This window comes from Candidatus Enterococcus myersii, from assembly GCF_017316025.1.
GTDB lineage: Bacteria > Bacillota > Bacilli > Lactobacillales > Enterococcaceae > Enterococcus_C > Enterococcus_C montenegrensis.
This window is the reverse complement of sequence record NZ_JAFLVT010000006.1, coordinates 165,118-190,126: the sequence shown is the minus strand read 5'-3', so window position 1 is coordinate 190,126 and position 25,009 is coordinate 165,118. Positions and strand designations below refer to the sequence as shown.

The 25,009-nt window shown below is 37.3% G+C and carries 19 protein-coding genes and 1 riboswitch; of the genes, 2 read left to right on the top strand and 17 right to left on the bottom strand.

Annotation, left to right across the window (positions count from 1 at the left end; all coding sequences use genetic code 11):
* Positions 1 to 222: 222 nt before the first annotated feature.
* Positions 223 to 519, top strand: coding sequence for a bacteriocin immunity protein (locus JZO76_RS04765; RefSeq protein WP_206903030.1), 297 nt, complete (start codon positions 223 to 225; stop codon positions 517 to 519).
* Positions 520 to 1,213: 694 nt separating this feature from the next.
* Here the strand turns inward: JZO76_RS04765 and JZO76_RS04760 are convergent.
* From JZO76_RS04760 to JZO76_RS04725, 8 genes are all read right to left on the bottom strand, one after another.
* Positions 1,214 to 1,738, bottom strand: coding sequence for a DUF3278 domain-containing protein (locus tag JZO76_RS04760; protein ID WP_206903029.1), 525 nt, complete (start codon positions 1,736 to 1,738; stop codon positions 1,214 to 1,216).
* Entirely contained in the window at positions 1,719 to 1,928 is a 210-nt protein-coding gene (locus JZO76_RS04755) for a helix-turn-helix transcriptional regulator (RefSeq protein ID WP_206903028.1), read from the bottom strand. Before JZO76_RS04755 ends, JZO76_RS04760 begins: the two co-directional genes overlap by 20 nt.
* 187 nt (positions 1,929 to 2,115) lie before the next feature.
* Positions 2,116 to 3,855, bottom strand: coding sequence for an adenine deaminase (ade, locus tag JZO76_RS04750; RefSeq protein WP_206903027.1), 1,740 nt, complete (start codon positions 3,853 to 3,855; stop codon positions 2,116 to 2,118).
* 78 nt (positions 3,856 to 3,933) lie between these two features.
* Positions 3,934 to 4,578, bottom strand: coding sequence for a DUF998 domain-containing protein (locus JZO76_RS04745; protein ID WP_206903026.1), 645 nt, complete (start codon positions 4,576 to 4,578; stop codon positions 3,934 to 3,936).
* Between the two features lie 71 nt (positions 4,579 to 4,649).
* Positions 4,650 to 5,525 carry a DegV family protein gene (locus JZO76_RS04740; RefSeq protein WP_206903025.1) on the bottom strand — a complete coding sequence of 292 codons (876 nt, stop codon included), beginning with the start codon at positions 5,523 to 5,525 and terminating at the stop codon, positions 4,650 to 4,652.
* Positions 5,526 to 6,016: 491 nt separating this feature from the next.
* Positions 6,017 to 7,405, bottom strand: coding sequence for a dihydrolipoyl dehydrogenase family protein (locus JZO76_RS04735; protein ID WP_206903024.1), 1,389 nt, complete (start codon positions 7,403 to 7,405; stop codon positions 6,017 to 6,019).
* A 90-nt stretch (positions 7,406 to 7,495) separates the two neighbouring features.
* Complete coding sequence (locus JZO76_RS04730) at positions 7,496 to 8,434, bottom strand: ABC transporter ATP-binding protein (protein ID WP_206903023.1); 939 nt, start codon at positions 8,432 to 8,434, stop codon at positions 7,496 to 7,498.
* Positions 8,431 to 9,963, bottom strand: a complete 1,533-nt coding sequence (locus JZO76_RS04725) for an ABC transporter permease/substrate-binding protein (protein WP_206903022.1) — start codon at positions 9,961 to 9,963, stop codon at positions 8,431 to 8,433. The genes JZO76_RS04730 and JZO76_RS04725 overlap by 4 nt, the downstream gene beginning before the upstream one ends.
* Positions 9,964 to 10,221: 258 nt before the next feature.
* On the opposite strand from JZO76_RS04725, the gene JZO76_RS04720 reads away from it, so the two are divergent.
* Positions 10,222 to 11,262 (top strand): DHH family phosphoesterase, encoded by a 1,041-nt coding sequence (locus JZO76_RS04720; RefSeq protein WP_206903021.1) that lies wholly within the window; start codon positions 10,222 to 10,224, stop codon positions 11,260 to 11,262.
* Positions 11,263 to 11,465: 203 nt separating this feature from the next.
* Here the strand turns inward: JZO76_RS04720 and JZO76_RS04715 are convergent, their stop codons facing one another.
* The 9 genes from JZO76_RS04715 to JZO76_RS04675 all read right to left on the bottom strand — a co-directional run bounded on the left by JZO76_RS04715 (position 11,466) and on the right by JZO76_RS04675 (position 24,964).
* Positions 11,466 to 11,846: a GNAT family N-acetyltransferase gene (locus JZO76_RS04715; protein WP_206903020.1), complete on the bottom strand. Its 381-nt coding sequence runs from the start codon at positions 11,844 to 11,846 to the stop codon at positions 11,466 to 11,468.
* A 296-nt stretch (positions 11,847 to 12,142) separates the two neighbouring features.
* The gene (locus tag JZO76_RS04710; RefSeq protein WP_206903019.1) at positions 12,143 to 17,998 is read right to left on the bottom strand and encodes a Spy0128 family protein; all 5,856 of its coding nucleotides are present in this window, start codon (positions 17,996 to 17,998) and stop codon (positions 12,143 to 12,145) included.
* 16 nt (positions 17,999 to 18,014) lie between these two features.
* Positions 18,015 to 18,521 carry a hypothetical protein gene (locus JZO76_RS04705; protein WP_242595782.1) on the bottom strand — a complete coding sequence of 169 codons (507 nt, stop codon included), beginning with the start codon at positions 18,519 to 18,521 and terminating at the stop codon, positions 18,015 to 18,017.
* Positions 18,522 to 18,555: 34 nt separating this feature from the next.
* A complete protein-coding gene (locus JZO76_RS04700; protein WP_206903017.1) occupies positions 18,556 to 19,995 on the bottom strand; it encodes a helix-turn-helix domain-containing protein in 1,440 nt (479 codons plus the stop codon).
* A gap of 387 nt (positions 19,996 to 20,382) precedes the next feature.
* The gene (locus tag JZO76_RS04695; RefSeq protein WP_206903070.1) at positions 20,383 to 21,165 is read right to left on the bottom strand and encodes a sulfite exporter TauE/SafE family protein; all 783 of its coding nucleotides are present in this window, start codon (positions 21,163 to 21,165) and stop codon (positions 20,383 to 20,385) included.
* Between the two features lie 283 nt (positions 21,166 to 21,448).
* Positions 21,449 to 22,771, bottom strand: a complete 1,323-nt coding sequence (locus JZO76_RS04690) for a bifunctional folylpolyglutamate synthase/dihydrofolate synthase (protein WP_206903016.1) — start codon at positions 22,769 to 22,771, stop codon at positions 21,449 to 21,451.
* Positions 22,772 to 22,814: 43 nt separating this feature from the next.
* A complete protein-coding gene (locus JZO76_RS04685; protein ID WP_206903069.1) occupies positions 22,815 to 23,336 on the bottom strand; it encodes a folate family ECF transporter S component in 522 nt (173 codons plus the stop codon).
* A gap of 47 nt (positions 23,337 to 23,383) precedes the next feature.
* Positions 23,384 to 23,480: riboswitch (THF riboswitch) on the bottom strand.
* A complete protein-coding gene (locus JZO76_RS04680; protein ID WP_206903015.1) occupies positions 23,471 to 24,067 on the bottom strand; it encodes a HutD family protein in 597 nt (198 codons plus the stop codon). It overlaps the preceding riboswitch by 10 nt.
* Positions 24,068 to 24,088: 21 nt before the next feature.
* Positions 24,089 to 24,964 (bottom strand): YitT family protein, encoded by an 876-nt coding sequence (locus JZO76_RS04675; protein ID WP_206903014.1) that lies wholly within the window; start codon positions 24,962 to 24,964, stop codon positions 24,089 to 24,091.
* Positions 24,965 to 25,009 lie beyond the last annotated feature (45 nt).

Sequence of the window (25,009 nt, the reverse complement as noted above, 5' to 3'; positions counted from 1 at the left end):
CTTTTTTCTGCTGTCAATAAAAAAATAACATGAAATTTTATTCAAATGATTATACATTCATCTAAATGACTTTTATAGTCTGATTTCAAACGAGACGAAAATATATTTGATAACAAAAAAACAGATGAAAAATCTATCACCGCTAAATATTTTAAAAATTTAGAATAGCCTTGCATTTGTTTTGATTGAGGAGTACCCTGTGAAAAAGGGAGTGAAAAGAAAATGAAAGAAATAAAATGGTTTAGCGGCGGTAGCGAACGTGCAGAAGTCGCCTTAAATGACATTTCGACAATTTTAGGTTTGATCCCCGCCGACACAAACACTGCGCCATTGCGCCAGCTGCTTTTTGATTACGCACAAGAAATTAACGAAGGTGTGACAGCCGTCCCCTATATCTTAAGCCGCATGGCAGTTTCGGTATCTAATTGTATAACTAAAAATAAAATTATACTTTCCCAAGAAGCCTCCGACCAGATCAAAAAACTACTCAGCCTAGCAGAAATTCGCTACGGGTATTAAGAAAAGCTTTATGCGCTCGGTCAGCTCTCCAGCAATAAGACGAAAGCTTGATAAATTGTTCCTCAAATTTCTCAAGATTTTGACTTATTGTCGCCGAGAGTTAGTGCAGAAAGCTGGACATGAAGAAAAGCTGAAGGTGCCGGTTAGCACATTGGAAAAATATCGGAAACTTATGTTCTGATGCTCTTCATCAGAATTAAGTTTTTGAATTTTTCCCAAAGTGTTGGCACATGAAGCTAGACAGATAGAAAAGTGAAAGGAATCGTATACCTCTGAGACATAAGACTAAAATTTGCTAAAATGTTTTTTTCATTTTCGCAAATTTTTGCTTATGGCCGAAGGGGTGATTCGTGAAGCTAGACACCTAGAAAAGCTTGATGCACTCGCATAACTCACCAACTTTAAGACAGATCAAAAAATGTAATGGACTACACGACAAAAAAACAGCTCTTTTCAGTAAGGTTACGTGATTGCCACTCCCCCACTGGAAAAGAGCTGTTTTTATTTTTTTCGTTTAAAAGAAAGAGCGACAAGTAGTGCTGGTATCCCCACGGATACCAGAGCCCGCAAGAACTGGTGATTGCCACTAACCCAAGGCCTGACGGTAATTAATAATGTGATAAAACACAACTATCTACAATAAAAGCAGACGACTTTACATAACTTTTCACTTTTTGTTTGATCATTTTATTTTCTACCCTTTGCCAATATCACTAATTTTGGCATTCATCATAAAAATTGTCGTTATGCCAAATAAAATGCCCGCACCACAGGAAATAATTAGCTCAAACGGTGAAATTATATACGCCAGAAAACCATCTCCAGCTACCCATGAAAAAACAGCTTGTAAAAGATGAATCGTAATCCCAAAATAAATTGCAGATTGAATTCCTTTTTTGCGATTGTATTTACGAACGCTCGCAACATTGGCGCTGGTTACTTCGTTTTCCGTCAGCAAAGCACTTTTACTAGCCTTCATAATATAGATGCCGACACCATAAACAACAGTTAAAATATTACAAGCAAGCAGTGCATACAGCGCATTTTCCGGATGATTTAGACCAAACATTAGTGCAATCAGCGAAGAAAATAAAAGATAACTATACAATCCAATGAACGCATTATTTCCAATGCGATTTGCTTCATTGCGTTTATATTCATCCAGCGTACCTTCGATGCCAAAAAAGTGCTTTACTACATTATCCCGCGTTATTTTCATCATTATCCCTCCAAAACAGTGTATTTAAATCTGATTCTAATGCCCAGGCAATCCTCAAGCATAAATCAAGCGTAGGATTATATTTATCATTTTCAATCATATTGATTGTTTGGCGTGCCACTCCGACTTGATTGGCTAAGTCCAATTGTGAAAGCTGCATATTTTTACGGTATATTTTTACTTGATTCACGACATTCCTCTTTCGTGTCATATATATATGACTTATTAGCAATAATTATAAACTTATCTTTTATAACGTCAAGTATATTTGACATTTTAATTTAACATGTCCGAATTTTTTACAAAAAAAGATTTGCACAGTGAGCAATTATACTGTGCAAATCTTCTTCATCATCGTTTAAAACTAGGTCAAACAATTATTCTGTAACTGAAATAGGAACGATTTCAAATTTGGTTACATCTACTAAACCAATGTCGGTGATCTTTAAGTTAGGAATGACAGCCAGTGACATAAAGCTTAAGGTCATAATCGGGTCAACTTTTGGCGAGATGCCTAATTTTTCATGAGCCAATTGGTTGATTGCTTCTTCTTGGCGGGCAACTTCCTCGCCAGTCAACTCACTCATTAAACCTGCAATTGGCAATGCCATACTCCCGATTACTTTGCCAGCTTCGACTAAGACAACGCCACCTTCTTGAATCTTTAGGGCTTTAACTGCCACTTCCATATCTGTGTCATTTGTGCCAGCGACAATTAAATTGTGGGAATCATGGGCGATTGAAATGCCAATTGCCCCTTTTTTCAACCCGTAATCTTTCAACAAGCCGACAAAAACATTGCCGGTATTTTTGTGCCGTTCAATCACAGCCAGTTTCACCACATCTTCTGTTGGCTGATACACAAATTCACCATTGTCAGCTCGTTTCACGGTTACAATTGCTTCATTTGTCAGCGCCTCTTGGGGAATTACTTCAATCGCCCGCGCACGATCACTGGTTAAGCGCAGTTGTAATTGTTCTTTTTTAAATTTTTCAATATGAACACTAGACTGAACCGTTTTAGTTGCAACCCGTTTTACTTCTGGAAGATAGGTGTTATTTTCAGCAACGCGTTCTCCTTTTATATAGGTCGCTTCAATAACTGGCGCCTGTAAATCTGAAAAGATGACCAAATCTCCCCGCAAACCTGGCGCAATGGCACCGCGATCGGATAATTGACAGCATTGTGCAGCATTAATTGTCGCCATTTGAATGGCACGAATTGGCGTGATTCCTTCTTCTATACAAATGCGAATGCTATTGTCCAAATGTCCTTTTGCCAAAATATCTTTAGCCTGTAAATCATCGGCAACTAAAACACAACGCTGGTAATTCGTATCCGTCACTCCTTTTAAAAGGGTACGTAAATTCTGCGTGACAGTCCCTTCTCGTAGTAAAACATACATGCCACGAGCAATGCGGTCTTTTAGTTCAGCCACTGTTGAACATTCGTGATCGTTTTTTATCCCAGCTGCGATATAAGCGTTTAGCGCTTTACCAGTTACCATTGGCGCGTGTCCGTCCACTTGCAAACCGTATTTTTTAGCTGCTAATAATTTATCTAAAACAGCAGTATCAGCCGCAATTACTCCTGGAAAATTCATAAACTCGGCTAAACCGGTTACTGTTTTTTCTTCAAAGGAAGCCAGCATACCTGCGGCTGTAATGACGGCACCGGAATTTTCCATATTGGTTGCCGGCACACAAGAAGGCATGTTGTAACGAATATCCAAAGCCGTTTTTTTGGCGGCAGCCACCATGTAATCCAATCCTGCTAAACCCAGCACATTGACGATTTCATGGGGGTCTGCTAGCACTGTGGTTGTGCCGTGGGGTACCAATAAACGCCCGAATTCCTCTGGTGTGACATAAGCAGATTCTACGTGAATGTGGGCATCAATAAAACCTGGCGCTACAAATTTGCCGGCTAAATCAACTGTCTTAATTCCTTCATAATCAGCGCCAATTCCTGCAATCAAGCCATCAACAAGTGCAATGTCTCCTGTCATAATTTCTGCTTGATACACATCAATTATTTGAGCATTTTTCAATACTAAATCAGCCGGTCTTCTTCCTGCAGCAGTGTCAATCAGTCGTTTTAGTGCCTCTTTGTTCATAAATTCGCTCCTTTATCGGTCTTGGTGACAACAATTTTTTTAAATATTGTTTTAAAGTATAACACGTTACCAGCGAAATTAGTTACGTGATTTTGGCCATCTTTGCTGCATTTTAAGGGCTAAAGCTACCAGGGGTAAATATAAAAACACCAGTGAAACCCGTTGGATAATTCCTTTATAACTAAAGGCAAAAAGCTGGGATAAGCCATTGGCCCCTGCACTTAGCAGTGCACCTAAAAAAATCAGGCCACAAATTTTGGCAAAGGTGGCATTGATTGGCTTAAAAATTCGCGCTAACAATAACGGTGCTGCCAGCATGCCCAAAATTCCCGCTCCTGAGCCAAGACCATGAATCATTGTCGCTAAAGTAAGACCGCTCGTTGTATGATCGATGGAAAAAACGCCAGTAAAAATACAATCACCAATTGCAAAGGCGGCAATACTAAGCAGTAACCAGAAAATTTCGCGCCGCATGGCTTGGAAAATTGGGGCAGCAAAATATAATTTAATCGCCGGTAATGAAACTAACAGTAAACTGCCCGTTAAAATTGAACCGTGTTCAAAATAATTTTTAACTGGACTCGTCACGCTGCCCAAATCACTAACAACTTGGTGCGCTTGACTAAATTGTGACCACATCCCACCTAAGAGATAGGGCATTCCGCCATCACAGAGGACAAATAAAAGCAGTAAGATCCAGCCATAGTTGCGATAAAATTTCATGTACTGTGCTCCTTTTTAGACAAAATTACAAAAAAACTCTAGCCTGTTTTGTCAGACTAAAGTTTTATTCGTTATACTTTTTCGTTCCGATTTTTTCCAAAGGTAAAAATTGCCACACAGCCCAAACCGGTATGGGCTGAAATTGTCGGCCCCAGCGGCAGACATGCGATATCTTCAATGCTTACGTCTTCGACAATGGTTGCAAGCACTGTTTCAGCCGCAGCAACATCCCCCGAATACGCGATATAAACAATTTGATTTTCCCGTGAAGTCAGATTATTCAGTGTTTCAGTTACAATTTTTTGCAACGATTTATTCCGGCCGCGCACTTTATCAACGTTTTGTAATTTTCCATTTTCATCCACATGAATAATTGGTTTCACCTTTAATAAACCGCCTAAAGCCGCTTCTGATTTTGAAATCCGGCCCCCGCGTTCCAAATGCTTTAAATCATCCACAGTTACCCAAGATTGCAGCAACATTTTATGCTCTTCCACCCACGCGATGACTTCAGCAAAAGTTTTACCAGCATCTTGTTGTTTTTTTGCACCTAACACCAATAAGCCTTGCCCTAAGCTCGCCGCCAAGGTATCCACTACGGCAATTTGGGCATCCGGATAATCTTCTTTTAAAACATCCACCGCTTGAAGGGCGCTGTAATATGAGCCGCTCATTCCCGATGAAAAAGACAAATAAATAACAGGAGTGTCGGATTTTGCATAGGGTTCAAAGAACTCTAAATAACGCCCCACATTAATTTGCGAAGTCGTTGGCATTTGTTTATCTTTCAAGGCTTGATAGAAAAAATCAACATCAAATGTCTTCCCTAAGTCATCTTCATACTCTTTGCCATTAATTTCTACCAACATCGGCAAAAATGCAATACCAGCTTCATCCAAAAATTGAAACGGAATATCACAACAAGAATCCGTTACGATTTGAAACATGGCTTAACCCCCTAAATGTTCTCTTTAAAACTTCACAAATATTTTGTGACAAAAAAGTTTAAAAAAGTTTTTAAACTAGCTACTTTGTTATTTTACCATATTGCCACTACCTTTGAAAATTTTAAAAGAAAGCATCTTTTAAAATAACAAATTTTCTTATTATGTACGATTGAATTTCACAAAGTAGTGTAGTCTTCATGAATAAAAGACTAAAAATGCAACTTTTCTATTTATTAAAATCGTGATTTTCACTGTCTAAGACACACCCTTGATTAAAAATGAAGGGAAAAAAGATTTAGCTTTAAGAACCAAGTAGGTAATATCCCTTCTGTCAAAATAATTGCTGTCGCTCACAGCAATTACTTGAATAATGCGCAAATAGTCTTCCATATTTTGGGTATGATTTACTTATTGCTAGAAAAATTTCGTATATTCAAAAGAAGGTGTGACAAGACTTTTGTCACACCTTCTTTTTCTAATTCTACTTCTACTTAATAATACTGCAAATCACTACCAACAGATGGATAAGCCATGATGATATTTTGTAATTGTTCTTTTTTGATACCGAGATTGATGACGAGTGTCATCAGATTGATCCATTCGTCGGCTTTTTGATTTAATGTAGCCGCACCGACAATTTCACCGCTGTCTTTTGCGTAAATAATTTTAGCCAAGGCAACCGGATCATTGGTACGAAAATAATTGTACCACTTGCTCATGTCAAACCATTCCGTTTTGTACAAATCAGGTTTATTTTCAGCCTCTTCACTGGTTACACCAACTTGTGCTAATGTCGGTAGGGTAAAGACAGCTGTTGGTACTTGCGGATAGGCAATATCCTCACTTGTTTTTCCTAACAACAATTGACTTAAATAGCGCCCTTCAAAACCTGCCACCGGGGTCATTTTCGGTTCTTTTTTGGCAATGCAGTCTCCCATCGCAAAAATATTGGGCTGGCTTGTTTTTAGTTGTCCATCCACTACAATGCCGCGACGGCTCGCTTCAATGCCCAACTCTTCTAGGCCTAAGTTTTCCACGTTGGCTATTCTGCCGGTGGCGCAAATGACAGCATTGGTTTGATACGTGGCTTTGTCGGTGGTGACTGTCAAAATTTTGGCATCATTTTTTTCTACACGTTGAATGTTTTCATTAAAAATAAACTGAATCCCGCTTTTTTCTAACGCTGTCACGAGCTGTTTGGCTAAGTCTTGGTCAAAGCCCCGCAGTGGTGTGGCGTTGTGATGTAAGATTGTCACTTTAGCGCCACAGGCATTGGCAATTGCCGCTAATTCAAAGCTGATATAACCAGCCCCAAGAAAAATCATTTCCGCTGGTAAATGAGGCAAGGCTAGAAAATCAGTGCTGGTTAAAAAGTGCTCTTTACCGGGAATATCCAACAGATATGCCCGTTGTCCAGTAGCCAAAACGATTTGTTCAGCGGTAAAATGCTGCGTCTTAGAAACAAGTGCTTGCGTGTCTGTTTCGATTGTATGCTCTTTTTGCTCAGTTACGGCGATTTCACTTTGAGATACTAGTGTTGCTCGTCCGTGAAAATGCTTGATGCCACTGGCGTCAAAGCCCGCAATTCTTTCTTTAGAAACAGGATCTGTGTATGTTTTTTTATAGGCCATCAAATCTTCCCAAACAACTTTAGGTACAGCTTGTTCAGAAAAGCCCTTGCCAACAAATTGGGCAACGCGACTACGGGCTTCTTCGACTGCAAATAAAATTTTCTTTGGATCACAGCCTGCATTCGGACACGTTCCGCCAAAAAGATTTTCCTCTATTACTGCCACCGTTTTTCCTGCTGCCTTTAAATCATAGGCTAGCGATAAACACGCCGGCCCGGCTCCGATAATTGCTACATCATAATGTTCCATCTTGTCACCCTCCACTAATTTTTAATGATTGTCCCAAACCTGCTAACGCCTACTTAGGCATCTTATTGTGCTTTTTGTCAGGTTAACCTTTTAAGGATTAGCCGCTAAAAAATTGAGGATATCCGCGGGGGTAATTATTTTATCCTCTGCCACCCGTACATTATTTTTTGCTAACAGCGGTAAACTTGCCTGCACAGTTTCCCCCAGTGCCACAATCGGATAAGTAGCTTTTTCATCTTTTGTATAAAAGCCCTCTTTTACGACAACTTCTAATTTTGTCTGTAGTGGTTGACCCACTGCTTTTATCCCTTTAAAGAATTCGGCGACAAATTCATTTGCCGGATTGGCCGCAATTTCTGCCGGAGTATCGCATTGAATCAGCTTTCCTTCTTTCATCACTGCAATGCGATCGCCTAGTTTTATGGCTTCTTTCATATCGTGGGTAACAAAAACAATCGTGTTTTGCAAATCTTTGTGCAGTGTTAAAACGAGATTTTGCAATTGCTCTCTTGAAATCGGATCAAGGGCGCTAAATGGTTCATCCATCAATATAACATCTGGTTTAGCAGCTAACGCGCGCAGTATCCCCACTCGTTGCTGCTCGCCTCCAGATAATTCTCCCGGCATACGCTTGGCGTAAACTTCTGGGTCCAATTCTACGGCTTTTAGTAATTCAAAGGCCCGTTCTTTACGCTTTTCTTTACTCCAACCTAACATTTCAGGAATAACTTCAATATTTTCTAAAACCGTCATCGTAGGAAAAAGCGCAATCTGCTGCAACACATAGCCGATTTGCCAGCGTAATTTTTGTGTATCGTAGTCTTTAATTTTTTTATCTTTGAAATAAATATCCCCGCTAGTAGGCACATGTAAAGCATTGATCATTTTTAAAGAAGTCGTTTTGCCACTGCCAGAAGAACCTACTAAGACAAAAATTTCACCGGTTTTAATCTGAAAAGTGACATCTTCTAATGCTGTACTGTCATCAAATTTTTTCCCTACATGGTCAAAAACAACTAAATCGCTCATTTTCCCTCGCCCCCTAAAAGTCCATTTTGCACTAAATAATCCTTGGCGACTTTTGCTGGTTTTTGCCCTTCAACATTTACAGCGTAATTCATGGCCACCATCTCAGCTTCGGTAATTTTTCCTTTTAGGCGATTCAAACTTTTCACAATTTCAGGATGCTTTTGAGCAAAATCTTGCCGCATTAAAGGTGCACCTTGATAAGGTGGAAAAAGATGCGCGTCATCTTGTAGGGTCATTAAATCATATTGCTTAATTTCACTATCGGTTGAATAGGCGTCGATGACATTCACATCGCCGTTATTAATGGCCGTATACCGCAAAGCCGGCTCCATCTGACTAACCTTTAACTGCAATTGATACACATCTTTCAAGCCTTTATTGCCATCATTACGATCGTTAAATTCTAACGTAAATCCAGCGTGAACCTGATTTTCGATTTTTTTCAAATCGCTAATTGTTTTTAAATCATGTTCTTTTGCAAAAGACTTTTTCACAGCCAAAGCGTAAGTATTTTCATAAGCCATTGGCGCTAAAAATTCTAGCTTCGCTTGTTTAGCCAATAAATTTTTGGCTAAGGTATAGGTTTTTTCCGCCGAATGCTTGCCGGTATCTTTTTTTGGTACTTGAACCAACGATTCCAAAACTGTTCCGGTGAATTCAGGGTAAATGTCGATTTGATCATTTTTTAAAGCACTGAATAAGAAGGTCGTTTTACCAAAATTAGGCTTTAATTCCACCTGCACGTCACTATTTTCTTCAATTAATTCTTTGTACATATTAATCAAAATTTCCGGCTCTGCCCCTAATTTTCCGGCAATCGTCACTTTTTCAGGTTGAAAAAGCGCTGATTGGGACAAGCCAATACCGCCGATTACCAAAAATAGCGCCGCTAAGCTTGTAATAATCACCCGCGGCCGCACTTTTTGTAACAGCCGAATAGCCGTACTAAAAATAATGGCCAATAAAGCAGAACTCACAGCGCCAATAATAATTAAACTCGTATCATTGCGGTCAATTCCCAATAAAATAAAAGTCCCCAGACCGCCGGCGCCAATTAACGCCGCCAGTGTTGCCGTTCCGATAATTAAAACTAACGCCGTACGAATTCCAGAAATAATCACCGGTAAAGCAATCGGCAGCTCCACTTTGCGCAACTTGCGAAACCGACTCATCCCAAAAGCGTCCGCTGCCTCTTCTAATGAAGGATCAATTTCACTTAAACCGATGTAGGTACTTTGAAAAATCGGCAAGAGAGCGTAAATCACCAGTGCAATAATCGCCGGCACTGTCCCGATTCCCACTAGAGGAATCAATAGTCCTAAGAGAGCCAACGACGGAATTGTTTGTAAGACTCCAGTAATTTGTAACATAATTTCTGCTAACTTCTTATATTTAACCAACCAAATCGCTAGCGGTATCGCAATTACCATCGCAAATAATAAGGCGACTAGCGAAATGCTAATATGCTCAACTAGCGCTGAAACCAATTCGCCCTTTCGCTCTATCAACGTTTGCCGTAACGCTTCCATATTTTCCCACCTTCCTGCCACTAAAAATAAAAAAATTTTTAGCCAACAGCTTTTTCATACTTTCATTGTAGCTTAGGGGAGAAAATAACTCGAAAGATACGCATGACAAAACAGCTAATTATCTTTAACCTACTGAACTATAATTTTTGTACATTCCTATATCTTTGGAATCACTTTTACGCTCCTCTTACTATCAAAACTTATCCCGATGGTGTAGTATTACGTTGCAAGAATCAAGAAAGAAAGTAGGCAACTAGCATGGAAAACAAACCAACTTTAATCAAACAATTTTCCCATACCGACTTAGACGGCGTGGGGTCCGCTTTATTATTACAAGCCATTTTACAAGAACAAAAAGGTTACGTGGCAGAAAATTATTTGCCCGTGGGTTACTCTGAACCTGGTGCTGACGGGACGATTGATAAACACGTGTTAAACTTTATCCAAACAAATGAAGACCCCGTAACAGAGCTTTACATTACCGATATTTGTCCTTCCGACGATGTGATCGCGCAATTAGCGGCCTATTGTGCTGAAAATAAAATTAGCTGGCATATTTTCGATCACCACATCACTTCTGTCCACGTTAATGAAAACTATCCTAAAAATGCTTCTATTATCGTGGCAGACGAGGCGACAAATTTAAAACATTCTGCGACTAGTGTGTTATTTAAAGTCTTAGTTGGCAAAATGCCCACCGAACTATTTCAAGATGAAGTATGGCAGCGTTTGGCAAATGTTGCTGATATTATTCGCTGCTATGACTGCTGGGATTGGCAGTTAAATCCCAATGCCGCTTACAAAGAATCTGCTGCTGAATTTAACAATCTTTTTTACTTCTACAGTTGGGACAAACGCATTGAACTAATGGGCAGTGTGATGTCCGCAGGTCTTAACTTGCTTTTTGATTACAGCGAAATCATCGCAGCTCTAAAGGAAAAAGAAGCTGATTATGTCCGCAGCAAATCACTAAAAGCCCAATTTGGCGTCCTAGACGGCAAAACTTTTGCCTACACTTTTGGGGAACAATACACTTCTGTTTTAGGCAATGCGTTGGCTCGGCTAGAACATCCGGAAACAAAAAAAGAAGTTGATTTTAGTTTGGTCCTAAACGGTAAAGGTGTCTCTTTACGTACCAATAACGACGATATCGACTTATCTGTCCTTGCTGCGCGTTATTTTAACGGCGGCGGCCACAAGCGTGCTTCCGGCGGTGCCTTTGCTGAAATTCAATATTTTATTTCCGATAGTGAAAATCCTGCCGCTCCATTGAACTTATTTTTGGATGTAAAACGCTAATTTAATTCGTCAAAAAAGACGCCCTTTCAAACTATAGCGCTCGAAAAAGTTAGACTTTTTGCGGTCGCTATCAGAAAGGAGCGTCTTTTTTTAGACGTCGTAGTGCTTTTAAGGTTAGGTTAGCTTTACTAACTAAATTTTTTTCGCAAATTATCGGGAAATATTTTTGTTACAGCTATTTTTTGCACTTATAAATTAAAACGCTAAAGTTCTACTGCAAAAATAGTGCCTACTTCCGCGTATCCTTGCTTTTCATAATAGGAATTGACATCACTCATGACATAGACTGCCACTTGTGGATAATCCCGCTTGATCTGCTGCATCAAAGCGCGCCCATAGCTTTTCCCGCGATAATTTTTGTCCACCAGTAAATCATAAATATAAATGCCAAACCCATCATCATTACGACAGCGACAATACCCGCATAACTCTTCTTCATATAATACGTAGGTGATGGAATGTGCCAGTGCTTTTTGATACTGTTCTTTTTTAGTATCATAATATTCTGCCCATTCGACACCTTCTTGTTCAATTAGTGCAAAGAGGGCTTTTTCATCTGCTTGTGTGTATTTTTTTATTATCATTAAATGCTCCTTTAAACGTATTATCCTGCCATTTTTTATTCCACCACAATCTGCCAGCCGTTATATAAATTGATTAAGAGTACCACTACAAGGAAGCCACACTTTTTGCCAATACATAAAGATTGCTTTCGAAAATTTTGAGGTTTCAAGAATCTCAACCAGATAACAGTGATCTCCTTTGCCTTCTAAAGGCTCATGAATGATTTTCGACTTTAATTCAAAACTATATTTCGTCATAAAAATACCGACCGCCAAAGGTTAGTTTGCTAATTTAACTTCTGGGGATCGGTACATATTTAACTATGCTTTCTTAATTTTCCCAATAAAACACAGCCAAAAGAAACTAAGAAAAATATGCCTATTAAAATCAAGCTCCAACTACTTGTACTGCCAGTTGCCGGCATACGCTTGGTAGTAGTTGTTTTTCTAGTAGTATTTAAATTCGTCGAAATTTCATTATTTTCATTTGTACCATGTGTCTTCGACAATGGAATTCTTGTATTTTCTTTGCTGATTTCTTTTTGACTAGGTTGACTATTTTTTACTGAAAATCTGATTGGCGTTTCATCAATCTGGTATCCTGCTGGTGCTTTCGTCTCGATTAGCTTATAGCTACCGTCTCCAAGACCTTTGATAAAGATTGTTCCATCTTCACGAGTGACAATTTTTTCATAACCTACAACTGGATTATCATCAACAGTCAATAATTTGAACTCGGCATTTGCTAAAGTTTTCCCAGTTTTACTATCGACCTTCTTCAATAAAATCTCACCTTTATTAACTGTTTTTGGTGGTGTATACGAGTTTTTGAAAGATAGATTGTCAACGCTTTGACCATTTACTGAATAATTAGCATTCACCACTAGTTTTCCAGCTTTCTCTTCCACATTAACAGTTACTTTAAATTCAGTGTCATCATAGGTAATGTTTGGATCTTTTACTTCTGGAATTGCTTCTGTGATTGTATATTCGTACGTACCTGCTTTGTCATATTTGATTTCATCAAATAAAATCTTACCGTCTTCATCATTTTTCTTGGTTTCATTTACGTTCCCATCACCTTTTAGGGTAAAGCTGAATTCTTCTGCTTTTAATGGGCGACCGCTTAATTCTTTCTTCGCTTCTAGTTGTACACTGCCTGGTATGGCTTTATACGTATTTTTGAAGACGGGGATTTCTTCTTCTTTGACGTTTTCATATACTACGTCTGCTTCTAGCTTCCCAGCTTTTTCTGTTACCGTTACGGTAACTTTGTATTGCGTACTATCGTACGTAACCCCTAGTTCTGGTGTGCTTGGTGTTGCTTCTGTGATTGTATATTCGTACGTACCTGCTTTGTCATATTTGATTTCATCAAATAAAATCTTACCGTCTTCATCATTTTTCTTGGTTTCATTTACGTTCCCATCACCTTTTAGGGTAAAGCTGAATTCTTCTGCTTTTAATGGGCGACCGCTTAATTCTTTCTTCGCTTCTAGTTGTACACTGCCTGGTATGGCTTTGTACGTATTTTTGAAGACAGGGACTTCTTCTGCTTTTACGTTTTCATATACTACGTCTGCTTCTAACTTCCCAGCTTTTTCTGTTACCGTTACGGTAACTTTGTATTGCGTACTATCGTACGTAATCCCTAGTTCTGGTGTACTTGGTGTTTCTTCTGTGATCGTATATTCGTACGTACCTGCTTTGTCATATTTGATTTCATCAAATAAAATCTTGCCGTCTTCATCATTTTTCTTGGTTTCATTTACGTTCCCATCACCTTTTAGGGTAAAGCTGAATTCTTCTGCTTTTAATGGGCGTCCGCTGAATTCTTTCTTCGCTTCTAGTTGTACACTGCCTGGTATGGCTTTGTACGTATTTTTGAAGACGGGAATTTCTTCTGCTTTTACGTTTTCATATACTACGTCTGCTTCTAGCTTCCCAGCTTTTTCTGTTACCGTTACGGTAACTTTGTATTGCGTACTATCGTACGTAATCCCTAGTTCTGGTGTGCTTGGAATTGCTTCTGTGATTGTATATTCGTACGTACCTGCTTTGTCATATTTGATTTCATCAAATAAAATCTTGCCATCTTCATCATTTTTCTTGGTTTCATTTACGTTCCCATCACCTTTTAAGGTAAAGCTGAATTCTTCTGCTTTTAATGGGCGTCCGCTTAATTCTTTCTTCGCTTCTAGTTGTACACTACCTGGTATGGCTTTGTACGTATTTTTGAAGACAGGGACTTCTTCTGATTTGACGTTTTCATATACTACGTCTGCTTCTAACTTCCCAGCTTTTTCTGTTACCGTTACGGTAACTTTGTATTGCGTACTATCGTACGTAATCCCTAGTTCTGGTGTGCTTGGTGTTGCTTCTGTGATTGTATATTCGTACGTACCTGCTTTGGCATATTTGATTTCATCAAATAAAATCTTACCATCTTCGTCATTTTTCTTGGTTTCATTTACGTTTCCATCACCTTTTAGGGTAAAGCTGAATTCTTCTGCTTTTAAGGGGCGACCGCTTAATTCTTTCTTCGCTTCTAGTTGTACACTGCCTGGTAAAATTTGGCGTTGATTAACTAAACTAAACGTATAGTGTACTTGATCTTTCGAGATAACAAATTCAGATTTCTGATCGTTTTTCACGTAACCATTTGGTGCGGTGTTTTCCACGATAACATAAGTTCCATAACGTAGATTTGAAATTTGATTAACTTCTATACCATCTTCAATAATCTTATCCCCTTTAACTTCAATATCAGAGAACAAGAGTGCCAGATTTCCATCATTATCTTTGCGATAAAGATCAAAGAAAGCAGAGTCGCTAGTAATCAAATTATTATCTTTATCTAGTTTTTCAATCGTTAGGGATCCGTTTTTACCACTTGAGGTACCTTCTCCATCTGTCGATTTTATTACAACTTCCTTACTAGTATTTTGAATACTAATATCTTTTCCAAAAAGAGTCGCACTATTGCTGATTTTTTCATTATTTTTAATTCCAGGATCAAGCAATGTTTGATACTCAACAATATATGGTGAACTAATTGATTCGCCTAAGTCAATCGTCAATGTTTGTGTTCCATTTACTGCATCAACTGACACATAAGGTTTATCATCTTCAGCGAAGATGAGTGCGTCACCATCTTTTACAAAACCGTTTTTACCATCGGATTTAGCTTTATAAACTTTTACTACGACATTTTTGTCGTCATCGTAGATAAATGATTGGTCGTTCACACTGATTGTGTCCTGAATATATGGCTCAACAATCTTATGGGCATCTTTATTTAATACAACCGACCAATTAATTTTACGATAATCGTCACCTGTGCCTTGCACGCCGCTTTTATCAATCCACGCATCCTTATCGCTTTTTTCAGCCATTCCTTCTACCTTTAATGGATCTTTCATACCTGGAATAGTCATAGTTGCCACGTTTTTATATTTATAAACTTCTTCAGCGGCATCCGCAGCGACAAAAATTGCAAAAGGATTATTCTTCTCTTTCAATAACGTAATTACCGATTTGCCATCTTTTTCTTCGATTTTATAATCCGTATCTTCAACCCACTTTGTTCCAAGACTCGCGACAATTACTGCACTTGGATTTATATTGACATCATAGATCACGATATCTCTAGCTGTTTGGCCCTCACCTAATGCTTCTTCAATTGTCGTATCTTTGGGCAGCTCTCTTTTCCAAGTATTGAACAATGCTGTCCAATAAACACTGTCTTTTTCGGCAATGGTTTCTGAAAAAGGATTTTCATGAGTATACGCACTTGCAACTTCGCCGCCTTTTGGAACGTATTTCCCAAATTTCAAACCATTATAACTTAGATCTTTATGCAACCATACGGCACACTCATCACCATCTGTGTGCGGACGGCCATCTTCACCTGTGTAGGTAACCAGAACACTATTATCAAATTTAATTCGGGCAGGACCATTGGTCTCACTATTTTGTTCATCAATCGAATATTTTGTTTTATATTTCATAATGATTAAATCAGTTGTTGCGGCGTAATTATTTATTAACTTAACGGTAAACCCTGTTTTGTAATCTGGATCTCCTGCTAATTTTTCTAAAGTATAATCAGTACCTTTTACTAATTTCTTCGTTGTTCCATTTTCTGCAGTAATTTCTAAAGAATCTTCAATTAGCTGCATCGCGCTTACATTCGTACCGTTTAATGATGTGAATTTATCTGCAATAACCGCATCTTTCATTAGAATTCGGTTTTTATTCACGCGTACTTGCCAATCAAACGTATGATTTGCAAAATCCTTAGTATTAATTCCCTTATCAACGCCCAACGTACCATCGACAGCAACCTTTTCTCCGCCGGTAACATCTTCTGAGTCATCACCATCAATAATCGTTGCAGTATTATAAATTTCAGTCTGAATCGGTACAGGTACTACAAATGACTGTGTTGTATACTTGATTTTATAGACACCCTTATCAGCAAATTTCAGTGTAAAATGAACAATTTTATCATCTTTTGTTTTTGAATCATCCGGCTCTTCCGAATAAGTCCAATTGGTCACCAAATCATTATTTTCATCATAAACTTCAATTGTATCTTTTAGTAAGTAGTGATTGGCGGTACTAGGATCTTGATACTTTTGATACATCCAATCTTTAAAAATTCCACCATCTTGCGAGTAGGTAGTCTTTGCTTCCCAGTTAAAGATACCCGTGTTTACATTATAATCTGTACACATTTTGTAATTTTCTTTATTGTTAAAAGAAACACTAGCTTCTGCAGCATTTTCTAAAAAATTATCCCCAGTAATTGTCGCCTTGTTTAAAAACTCTAATTTTTCTTTATCGGTAACTTTCATATTAACAACAATTTTTACTGGTTTATTCATAATGTCTTTTGATAATTTATAGACGTATTGCCTTTTTTCCGAAACTTCCCAACCTTGAATAAAACCATCTGGCGACTTCTCCCATACCCCTGCATCATTCATCACGAAATAACTGTGGTATAAAAGCTTCATTCCTTCTGGAAAATGTTCTGTCACAATTGGATTTCTCAATTCTTTACGATCTTCATTCACGATGATGGTCCAAGATACCGTATTGTCGGCATTGATCATGCCCGTTTTGTTAATATCACCTTTAACAACTGGAATAGTGATGTTAATTTCTTCACCATCGTCATCTTTGATGTCAGTGACAATTTCAACTTCTTCATTTTCAGTGACAAGTTTTAACTCTGTTTGTAAATCAATTGTCCCTTCGCGATCACTTAGATTCACTCCAGCCTCGTTGAAGGTAACCACTAACTTCCCAGATTGATTAAGGGTAAACTTACCTAAAGTTTTCCCCGCATCATTTTTCAAATCGCCATTTACAGAATTATGAATTGAAAAATAATCAGGTAGTTGGTACTCATAAAAATCACCTGCTTGAAGATCTACACTGTTGTCTAAACTCCAATCAAAGTGAATTTTGATATTCGCATCTTTGACTGCTGGATTTGATTCCGAAAACTCATTGCCATCAAGATCAGTGATTTTCATATTATTAAATAAGTTAATGCCGCGTTCTTTCAAATTATGATTTAACTCTTTTTGTATACCCCTTTTTTGAGGCGTCACTTTTTCTACTAAGGGATCTGCGGCAGGATCAACTTGTTTATTGTAGTAAAGTGTCTGACTAATATTTTTACCAAAAGACACTTTCTCAGTTTCAAGATTTTGTGCAATCGTTGTCGCAGTTAATGTCAACATTCCCGCGTAAAGCTTGACACTGGAAAAATCAGGTGTCTTCTCATCAACAGATAACTTGTAGTTTTGATTGAAAGTGAGACGTAGCTGGTTACCTCGTAATTGGAAACTCCCCATATCAGCTAACTGGCCAGATTGGTCTGGATAGTTTAAATTGTTTGGCAATTCAATGATTTGCGAGGTTCCTTTTTCAACCAAGGCCGGTTTATTAAGGGACCAACCAAGTTGAATCTTGACAGCCTCCCCTTGATTTAAACGATTTTCTTTGGTAATGGATTCATCCATTGCATTTGTTATTTTAGCTTGTGTAATCTCAACTTTTGTTACTTCTGTTGTCTCTGCGAAAACAGAAAGTGGTATCATTCCAATGACCATTCCAAAAATTGCTGTTAATGACCACAGTTTTTTCAACCGGTTCATTTATTTTCATCTCCTTTTAAAATGTAATATATTCTTGCCAATTATTTGACTGTTGTTTGGTACCATATAGAATCGTTCCTGACATACTTGCTAACATACGTGCCAGTTCAGATGCATTATTTTTGTTAGTATGTGGTTCAACGAAGGGTAAGTCACTGATTCTTCGTTCAATCATTTCTAACGCATCGTGATTTTTCTTTTTATTTAGCGATAATTGTGTTTGCCTGCCTGTGCGTGGAATTTCACCTTCTCTTTCCAAAAATGCCCCATCTAATAGATCATTTTTATCTGCCTTTTCCTCTATCCAATCATCTATAAGTGAATCTACTCTCGTTTGATTAGTCACTTGGCCTAGCTCAACTTGCTGATACGTCTCTTCTATCACGGGTTCTTCTAGCCGATCATTGGAAATAACCAATGTATTCCCCGTTTCGCTCAAATCAAAGGTCAGCATTTCTTGTTCTTCTTGCGTAATTAACTTATCGTTACTGTATAAAAACGGATTACTGGATTGATAGAACATTATAGAAGGAAGAGCAAGGGCAACCAACAGATTTCTATGCATAGGCATCTCCTTTAACTTTTATCAATAGGTGGCCAAATTCCGCCCAATCATCTGGTGTCGGCGGTCGTTTCCAAATCATTTGTAAACAGGGTAGGTTGTCAATCAAAAAATCGGACAAATAAATCTGAGTTTTTGTACTTAGCTTATTTTCATAACAGATATTCATACTTTGCAGTGAACGTAACATCATTTGAATATATGCGTTATAACTACTACCATGAGAAAAATCGATACAAATAAAAACTGGCTCCTCCAATTCTTCCACTGAAATTTGAGTTATTAAAAAGAATAAATAATCATAATACAATTTGTTTCGCTCTTGATGCGAGTGAAAAAGGCCACGTTGTCCAATTTTTTCAATGAAGGTTTGAATCAAGTCATCTAGCTTAGGATTGATTTCTTGAAAGTAGCGACGTTGAACTTTGGTGACAAATGTTGACTCTCTTAAATGATAAATTAGCCAATGTCGATTAATTCTTAGTAATCCATCAACTAATTGCTTATTTTTTTTTAAATAAGAAAGCTCAAAACGAGAATTGACTGCAAGAAATTCTAAAAATTCAGCAACGATTCTCTCAGCTTCTTCATTTTCATTTTGCGAGGTAAAAACCAGTTCCTGTTGCAAATCGATTTCCATCATTTGACAAAATAGCAGTAATGCAGCAATTTCTTGCCGTTTTCCTACTGATGTCAACATAAAATGTTTTCCCAACCATTTATCTAAATAGTCTGTTACAGCGCTTTTCTCATAGACAATATATTCTTGGTCAAGCAAATGTTCTTTCCTTAAACGAATCAAAGAAATACTTATAAAAAATAGTAATTTGTGTTCTTTCGTTTTAGGTAATGAGAGGTTTAAGTAATGTTCTAAATGATGAAAAATTTCCTTTGCTTCTTTTTGAATCTCTTTTTCAAAGGGACTGGCTATCCCATTAAAAATCTCATAATATAATCCAAATAAAAAACTGCGGATTGCAAATTCATTTCCAATCAACTGATTTTTCTTTAACTCAAAACCTTCATCATGCAGTAATTCTTTTAATCGTTTGTATAATCGATAGGTGCTAGAACGACTAACATGCAACAGTTCAATTTGCTTATCTAAGCTGGTTTCTTTTGTCACATAACAATGAAAAATTTGATATATCAAACTTCGCTCAAGTAAAATAAGTCGCATTTTTTTTACAATTGAATGTGTTAATTGTTTCACCTCAATCTCACCAGTTTCAAGCAGTTCAATTGAAGCAAGATAGTTATTTTCCCGTAACTCATCACAAAGTTCTTGTAAATACTTTTCCAACTTATAACGAGAAACCTCCAAAATATCTCCAAGCTGGTCAATAGTGCAATGGGCATTTTTATTTAATTCTAAATATTGGAGCAAATACCATTTGTATCGGTCATCGTCCATCAATAGATCATTTGCTTGCATTTCTCGCTCCTTTCCTACAGAACAATCTTGTATAGTTATTAAACAAAGTTTTTATTTTAGTAGTTTATTTTGTTGATAATTTAAATTAGGCATGTTTAAAAATGGGAAAACGATTAGTTTATTCTAGACTATTTAATTATATTATTTGGACAAATATATTTTAATTAGTAAAATGATGTTTTTGTCCTTATATTTTCAAATTTTCTCAAAAAAAAAGAGACTTATCACTTATAAATCTCTTTTTCGATATTATAATATTAGCACAACATTAATATTATGAAAATACAATTTGAAAATTAGTTTTATTTTCAAATAAAAAATAATTGTTATATTTTTTGTGTAGCCGAACAAATTCTTCCTATCAGGAATAACTTAATCTTAAAAGGATTATTCCACCACAATCTGCCAGCCGTTATACAAATTGATTAAGAGTACCACTACAATCAAGCTTTGAAAAACGAGAGTGACTTTTTTGGCAGAAAGGATATTACTTAATTGACTCCCTAAAACTCCCCCTAAAATAGCAGCAGGAATCACATAAAAAAGCATACTCAAATCAAAGCGCCCAAAACCAGTGGCAAAAGCAATCGTGACAAGTTTTGCCAATTGGGAAAAGAAGATTGTCGTAATCGAGTATAGGGTTGCTTGTTTGATTGGCATGGAAAATAGCAGCATCAGTAACGACACATTGATTGGGCCGCCGCCAATTCCTAATAAACTAGCCAAAAAACCCAGCACTAAACCAGCTATGACATACCATTTTCCTTCTTTTAAACGGTAATGTTTCCAGTCAAAACAAGAGTACAATAAAGCAAAAATCAGCGTGACAAGCGTCAGCGCAATTTGAATTAATTTAACAGAAGACTCCTCTGCAAAAAGTGCGAGTAACAACTCAAAAGCCAAGTTGCCTAAAATCCCCCCCACGATGGAACCTGCTGCCACATAGCCCGCTAGATGAAAATTTATCTCACTTCCTTTTTTCACCTGCCGCCAAGTAGAGACAAAGCTCATAACAAAAATTGCCACTGTCGCATAAAATGAAATTGTTGCCACCGAATGGGCCCCAATTAAATCTAAAATTGGTTTTATCAAAACGCCGCCGCCCATACCAGAAACCGCGCCAATCGTATTGGCTAAAACAATCACCACAAAATAAATAATCCCAATCAGCATAAAAAAAATCCTTTCTTTAAACCTAGCTCGTGCGTCAAACAAAATGTGTGAAACTACACTTTTAATACATAATATAATTTTAAAAACGCCTCACTAAAATTGTACAAAAGAATGGGAAAAATGACTATGTAAATGCTAAAGCCAACTAGAGATATTTTTTATTGCACTGTACACTTGTAAAACTTTCTTATTACTTTGCGTTCCTTTTTATCCAAAAAAAAAAGCTTTAAGACAAAATTTACGTTTGCTTTTGTCTTAAAGCTTTCCTAAATATATCGTGTTAAGAATAAACAGCTTGTTCTACCTGTTTATTCTTAAAAAAATCTCTTACTTGTGCCACAAAATAAAGAGAACCTGTAATAAACAAAGTATCTGCTGGAGTCATTTTTGTTATTATTTCTTGTATTGCGCGTTGCCAATCTGGATAATAAGTTATCTGCTTATCTCCGTGGTTAAAACTACTGCCCATCTTTAATGCATTGGGATACGCAAAGGTCGTCAATGCCAGCTCTGCCTGTGAGATAGATTGAATCTCATTTAGCATCTCCTTAATATTTTTTGTTGTAAGTGCCGAAAACAAAATGTATTTTTTTCCGTACTGGAACTCTTCGTTAACCGTTTTGACAAATTGCTTTACAGCGTGGGGATTATGGGCCCCATCAATAATAATATTCGGCGTTGTACTAATTCGTTCCATCCGCCCCGGCCATAGCGCGTGATCTAGCCCTTTTATAATCGTTTTTTTATTTACAAATCTTCCTTGTTGCTGACAATATAACAAGAATAGTTGAATTGCAACAGCGGCATTTTCCACCTGATATTTTCCTAATAACGGAACTCTCAAGTTAGTAAAATAGTAATCTTCATTTTGAAAATGAAAGTTTTCACCTTGTAAGTTATCACTTGAAACATACTGAACTTGATAAGACTTTCCTTGTCTAAATAAATCAGCTTTTTGTCTAAGAGAAGTTTGGTAGATTACTTGCAGGGGACCAGAAGCAATATTTCCCGTTACAATGGGGACACCTCGTTTTATAATACCCGCTTTTTGCTTGGCAATCGCTTCTTCTGTCTCCCCTAAAATATCAGTATGATCTAAGCCGATTGTAGTAATAGCCGTCAAAATTGGCGTAAAAACATTTGTACTATCCATTAAACCCCCAATGCCTACTTCAAAAATTGCGACATCCACACGCTCTTTGAAGTAATCAAAAGCCATCGCCGTCAAAATTTCAAATTCTGTTATTCCCTGGTAAGAAGGACAGCCATCCATCTGTTCTATATACGGTCGGAATTTATTGGCTAACTTAACAAAATCATCCGCTGATATTGCTTGTCCATTAATTGAAATTCTTTCGTAAAAGCTTTCAATATACGGTGACGTGAAAGTCCCGACTTTAATATCTTGCGTTTCTAATAGACAGCGTAAATACGTAACCGTAGAACCTTTCCCATTTGTTCCAGCAATGTGAATTCCTATGACATTTTTTTCAGGATTGCCACTTAAATTCAGCAATTTCTTAATTCGTATCAGTCCTGGGCGTGAACCAAATTTTTTACGAGAATGAATCCATTCTATCGCTTCTTCTCCAGTTTCAAACATTAAAAATCATCTCCACATCTGATAAACAACCTTAAAATTGCGCTTATACCATACTTTTTGCGAAACGTTTAAAAGGAAGTGCATTTCCAAAAAATACAATTAATCCCGTTTGGACAGGTAGCATAATAACCGCTTTAAGCAAACGTATCCCCCAAAGTTTAGCATCCGTTAAAGGTATACCATACATCATAGATAACCAAATCGGTGTTAAGCACAAGCTAATTAATAATGTATTGCACAACACACATAAAAAAGCATTTTTAACTGTAATGGGCTTTTTATAAAAAAAGTAACCATATATTAAACCCGCAATAAAAGAATTCAAGGTAAAACCAATAAAAAAAGGGGCCTTTCCTAGTATCGTATTACCAATAATATCTGCAATTGAAGCACCTACAGCTGTCCAAAAAGGACCAAATAAACTTGCCATGACAACTTCAGGAATAAAATCAAAGGTAATTTTTAACAGTTGTGTTTCAAAACCGAGTATTTGCGACAATACTACCATTAGACCAATTAATAACCCCATTGTTGCAATAAAATGTGCATCTATTTTCTTCTTTATCATTTTCCGTGCATCTCCTTAAATAGAGCTGCTACATAATTTATTCATGCAGCGAATGCGAAGATAGAATCGTGAATACGCTTCTTCGTCCAAAAGGCAACATCCCATCCTTTTGACACTTAACGCTCTATCTCCTACTCTGTTTTTTTCTTTTTTATCTGCGTCAAAATAGCCGTCTTTTCTACCATTAAAGACTTTTTTTGCGCTATTATTTGTATCTGCTCAAACTGTTCTTGCCTGATAAGAAGTGTTTCACCTTTTTGTAATAAAATTTCTTGCTTTTTGCTCCGAGCAATCAGTCTCACCTTAATATCTTGGAGAGCAGATAAAATATTTTCTCCCTCGATAATCAAATCCTGCGCTGCACCATTTTGCAATAGCGTTACCCAAACATGATTATTCTTCTTAAAAATCACATTAAAATCTTGGCATTTACCTAGACTCTTCATCGCGACACCTCCGTCAAAGCGATAAGGTACAAAAGGTGCAAGTTCTATAACGTTATTTTTTTGCTGCAACGAAATAGGTTTGTCTAAAGACAGAATAATTCGTTCATACCCGGTAAAATTTGAAAAATTAGATGGAGAGTCCGTAACAGTCGCTGTTGAAATACGATAATCAAAATCTCGTTGTGCCAAGCTACTTGCTGCCGGCGCAATTAAAATTTCGGTAGTAACGCCCCCTGCCCATTTCGTCGTAAAATAATCTTTTTTTAACTTCTTTTCTAACACTTTGAAACTACCTCCAACAGCTTACACAATGTCCAATTCTTCAAACTGACTAAGAATTTTAATATCTTGGGCTACACTGACAAATGCCCGGTTATCTACTTCTTTCATAATCTGATCCAAAATTTCCATTTCATAAGTCGTAATAACTAAAATCAAAATTGTTTGTGTTTCTTGATTATAGGCGCCTAATGCATGAGGGATGATGGTAATCCCACGGCTGAGTTTCTTTTGCAAGGCTGGAATTACTTCATTTGGTTTTTGCGTGATAATTGTCACTTGGACTTTTTTATGCTTCACATAAACTAAATCTGTCACTTTCCCGCTTACAAAAATTGATAGTACACTATAAAAAGCATACGGCCAGCCAAATAAGTAGCCAGCAATTAAGACGATAATGCCATTTATAATAATAGAAATAACACCAATGCTGCGACCGGTTATTTGCCGAATGGTAATAATAAGTGCATCCATACCACCCGTTGAAAGCCCATATTTTAAAGCCAACCCTAATGAAAAACCATTAATAGCGCCACCAAATATTGCACAAATAATAGGATCTGTTGTCAATGTCGTGCTTGGAACAATGTGAATTGCAAAGGAAGCCACCGTTACACAAATAATCGTATACAACACAAATTTTCGATTGATTTTAAACCAAGCAAGAATAAACATGGGGACATTCAATAAATAGTAGATAATAGAAATAGGCAAAGCAATGTGACGGCTCGAAAATATAGTTGCTAGAATTTGAGCAATCCCAGTTAGCCCGCCTGCATAAATATTCCCTGGCTGCCAAAAAATATTTAGCGCCAAGGAATATAAGAAGGCATAAATAAGGATAACTGTTAATTTTGTCACCATTTCTTGCCAGACTTCTTTTCTTTTGAAATGTGTCATGACTTACTTAACATCCTTTTTTATGAGGTGAACGATCTTATCACT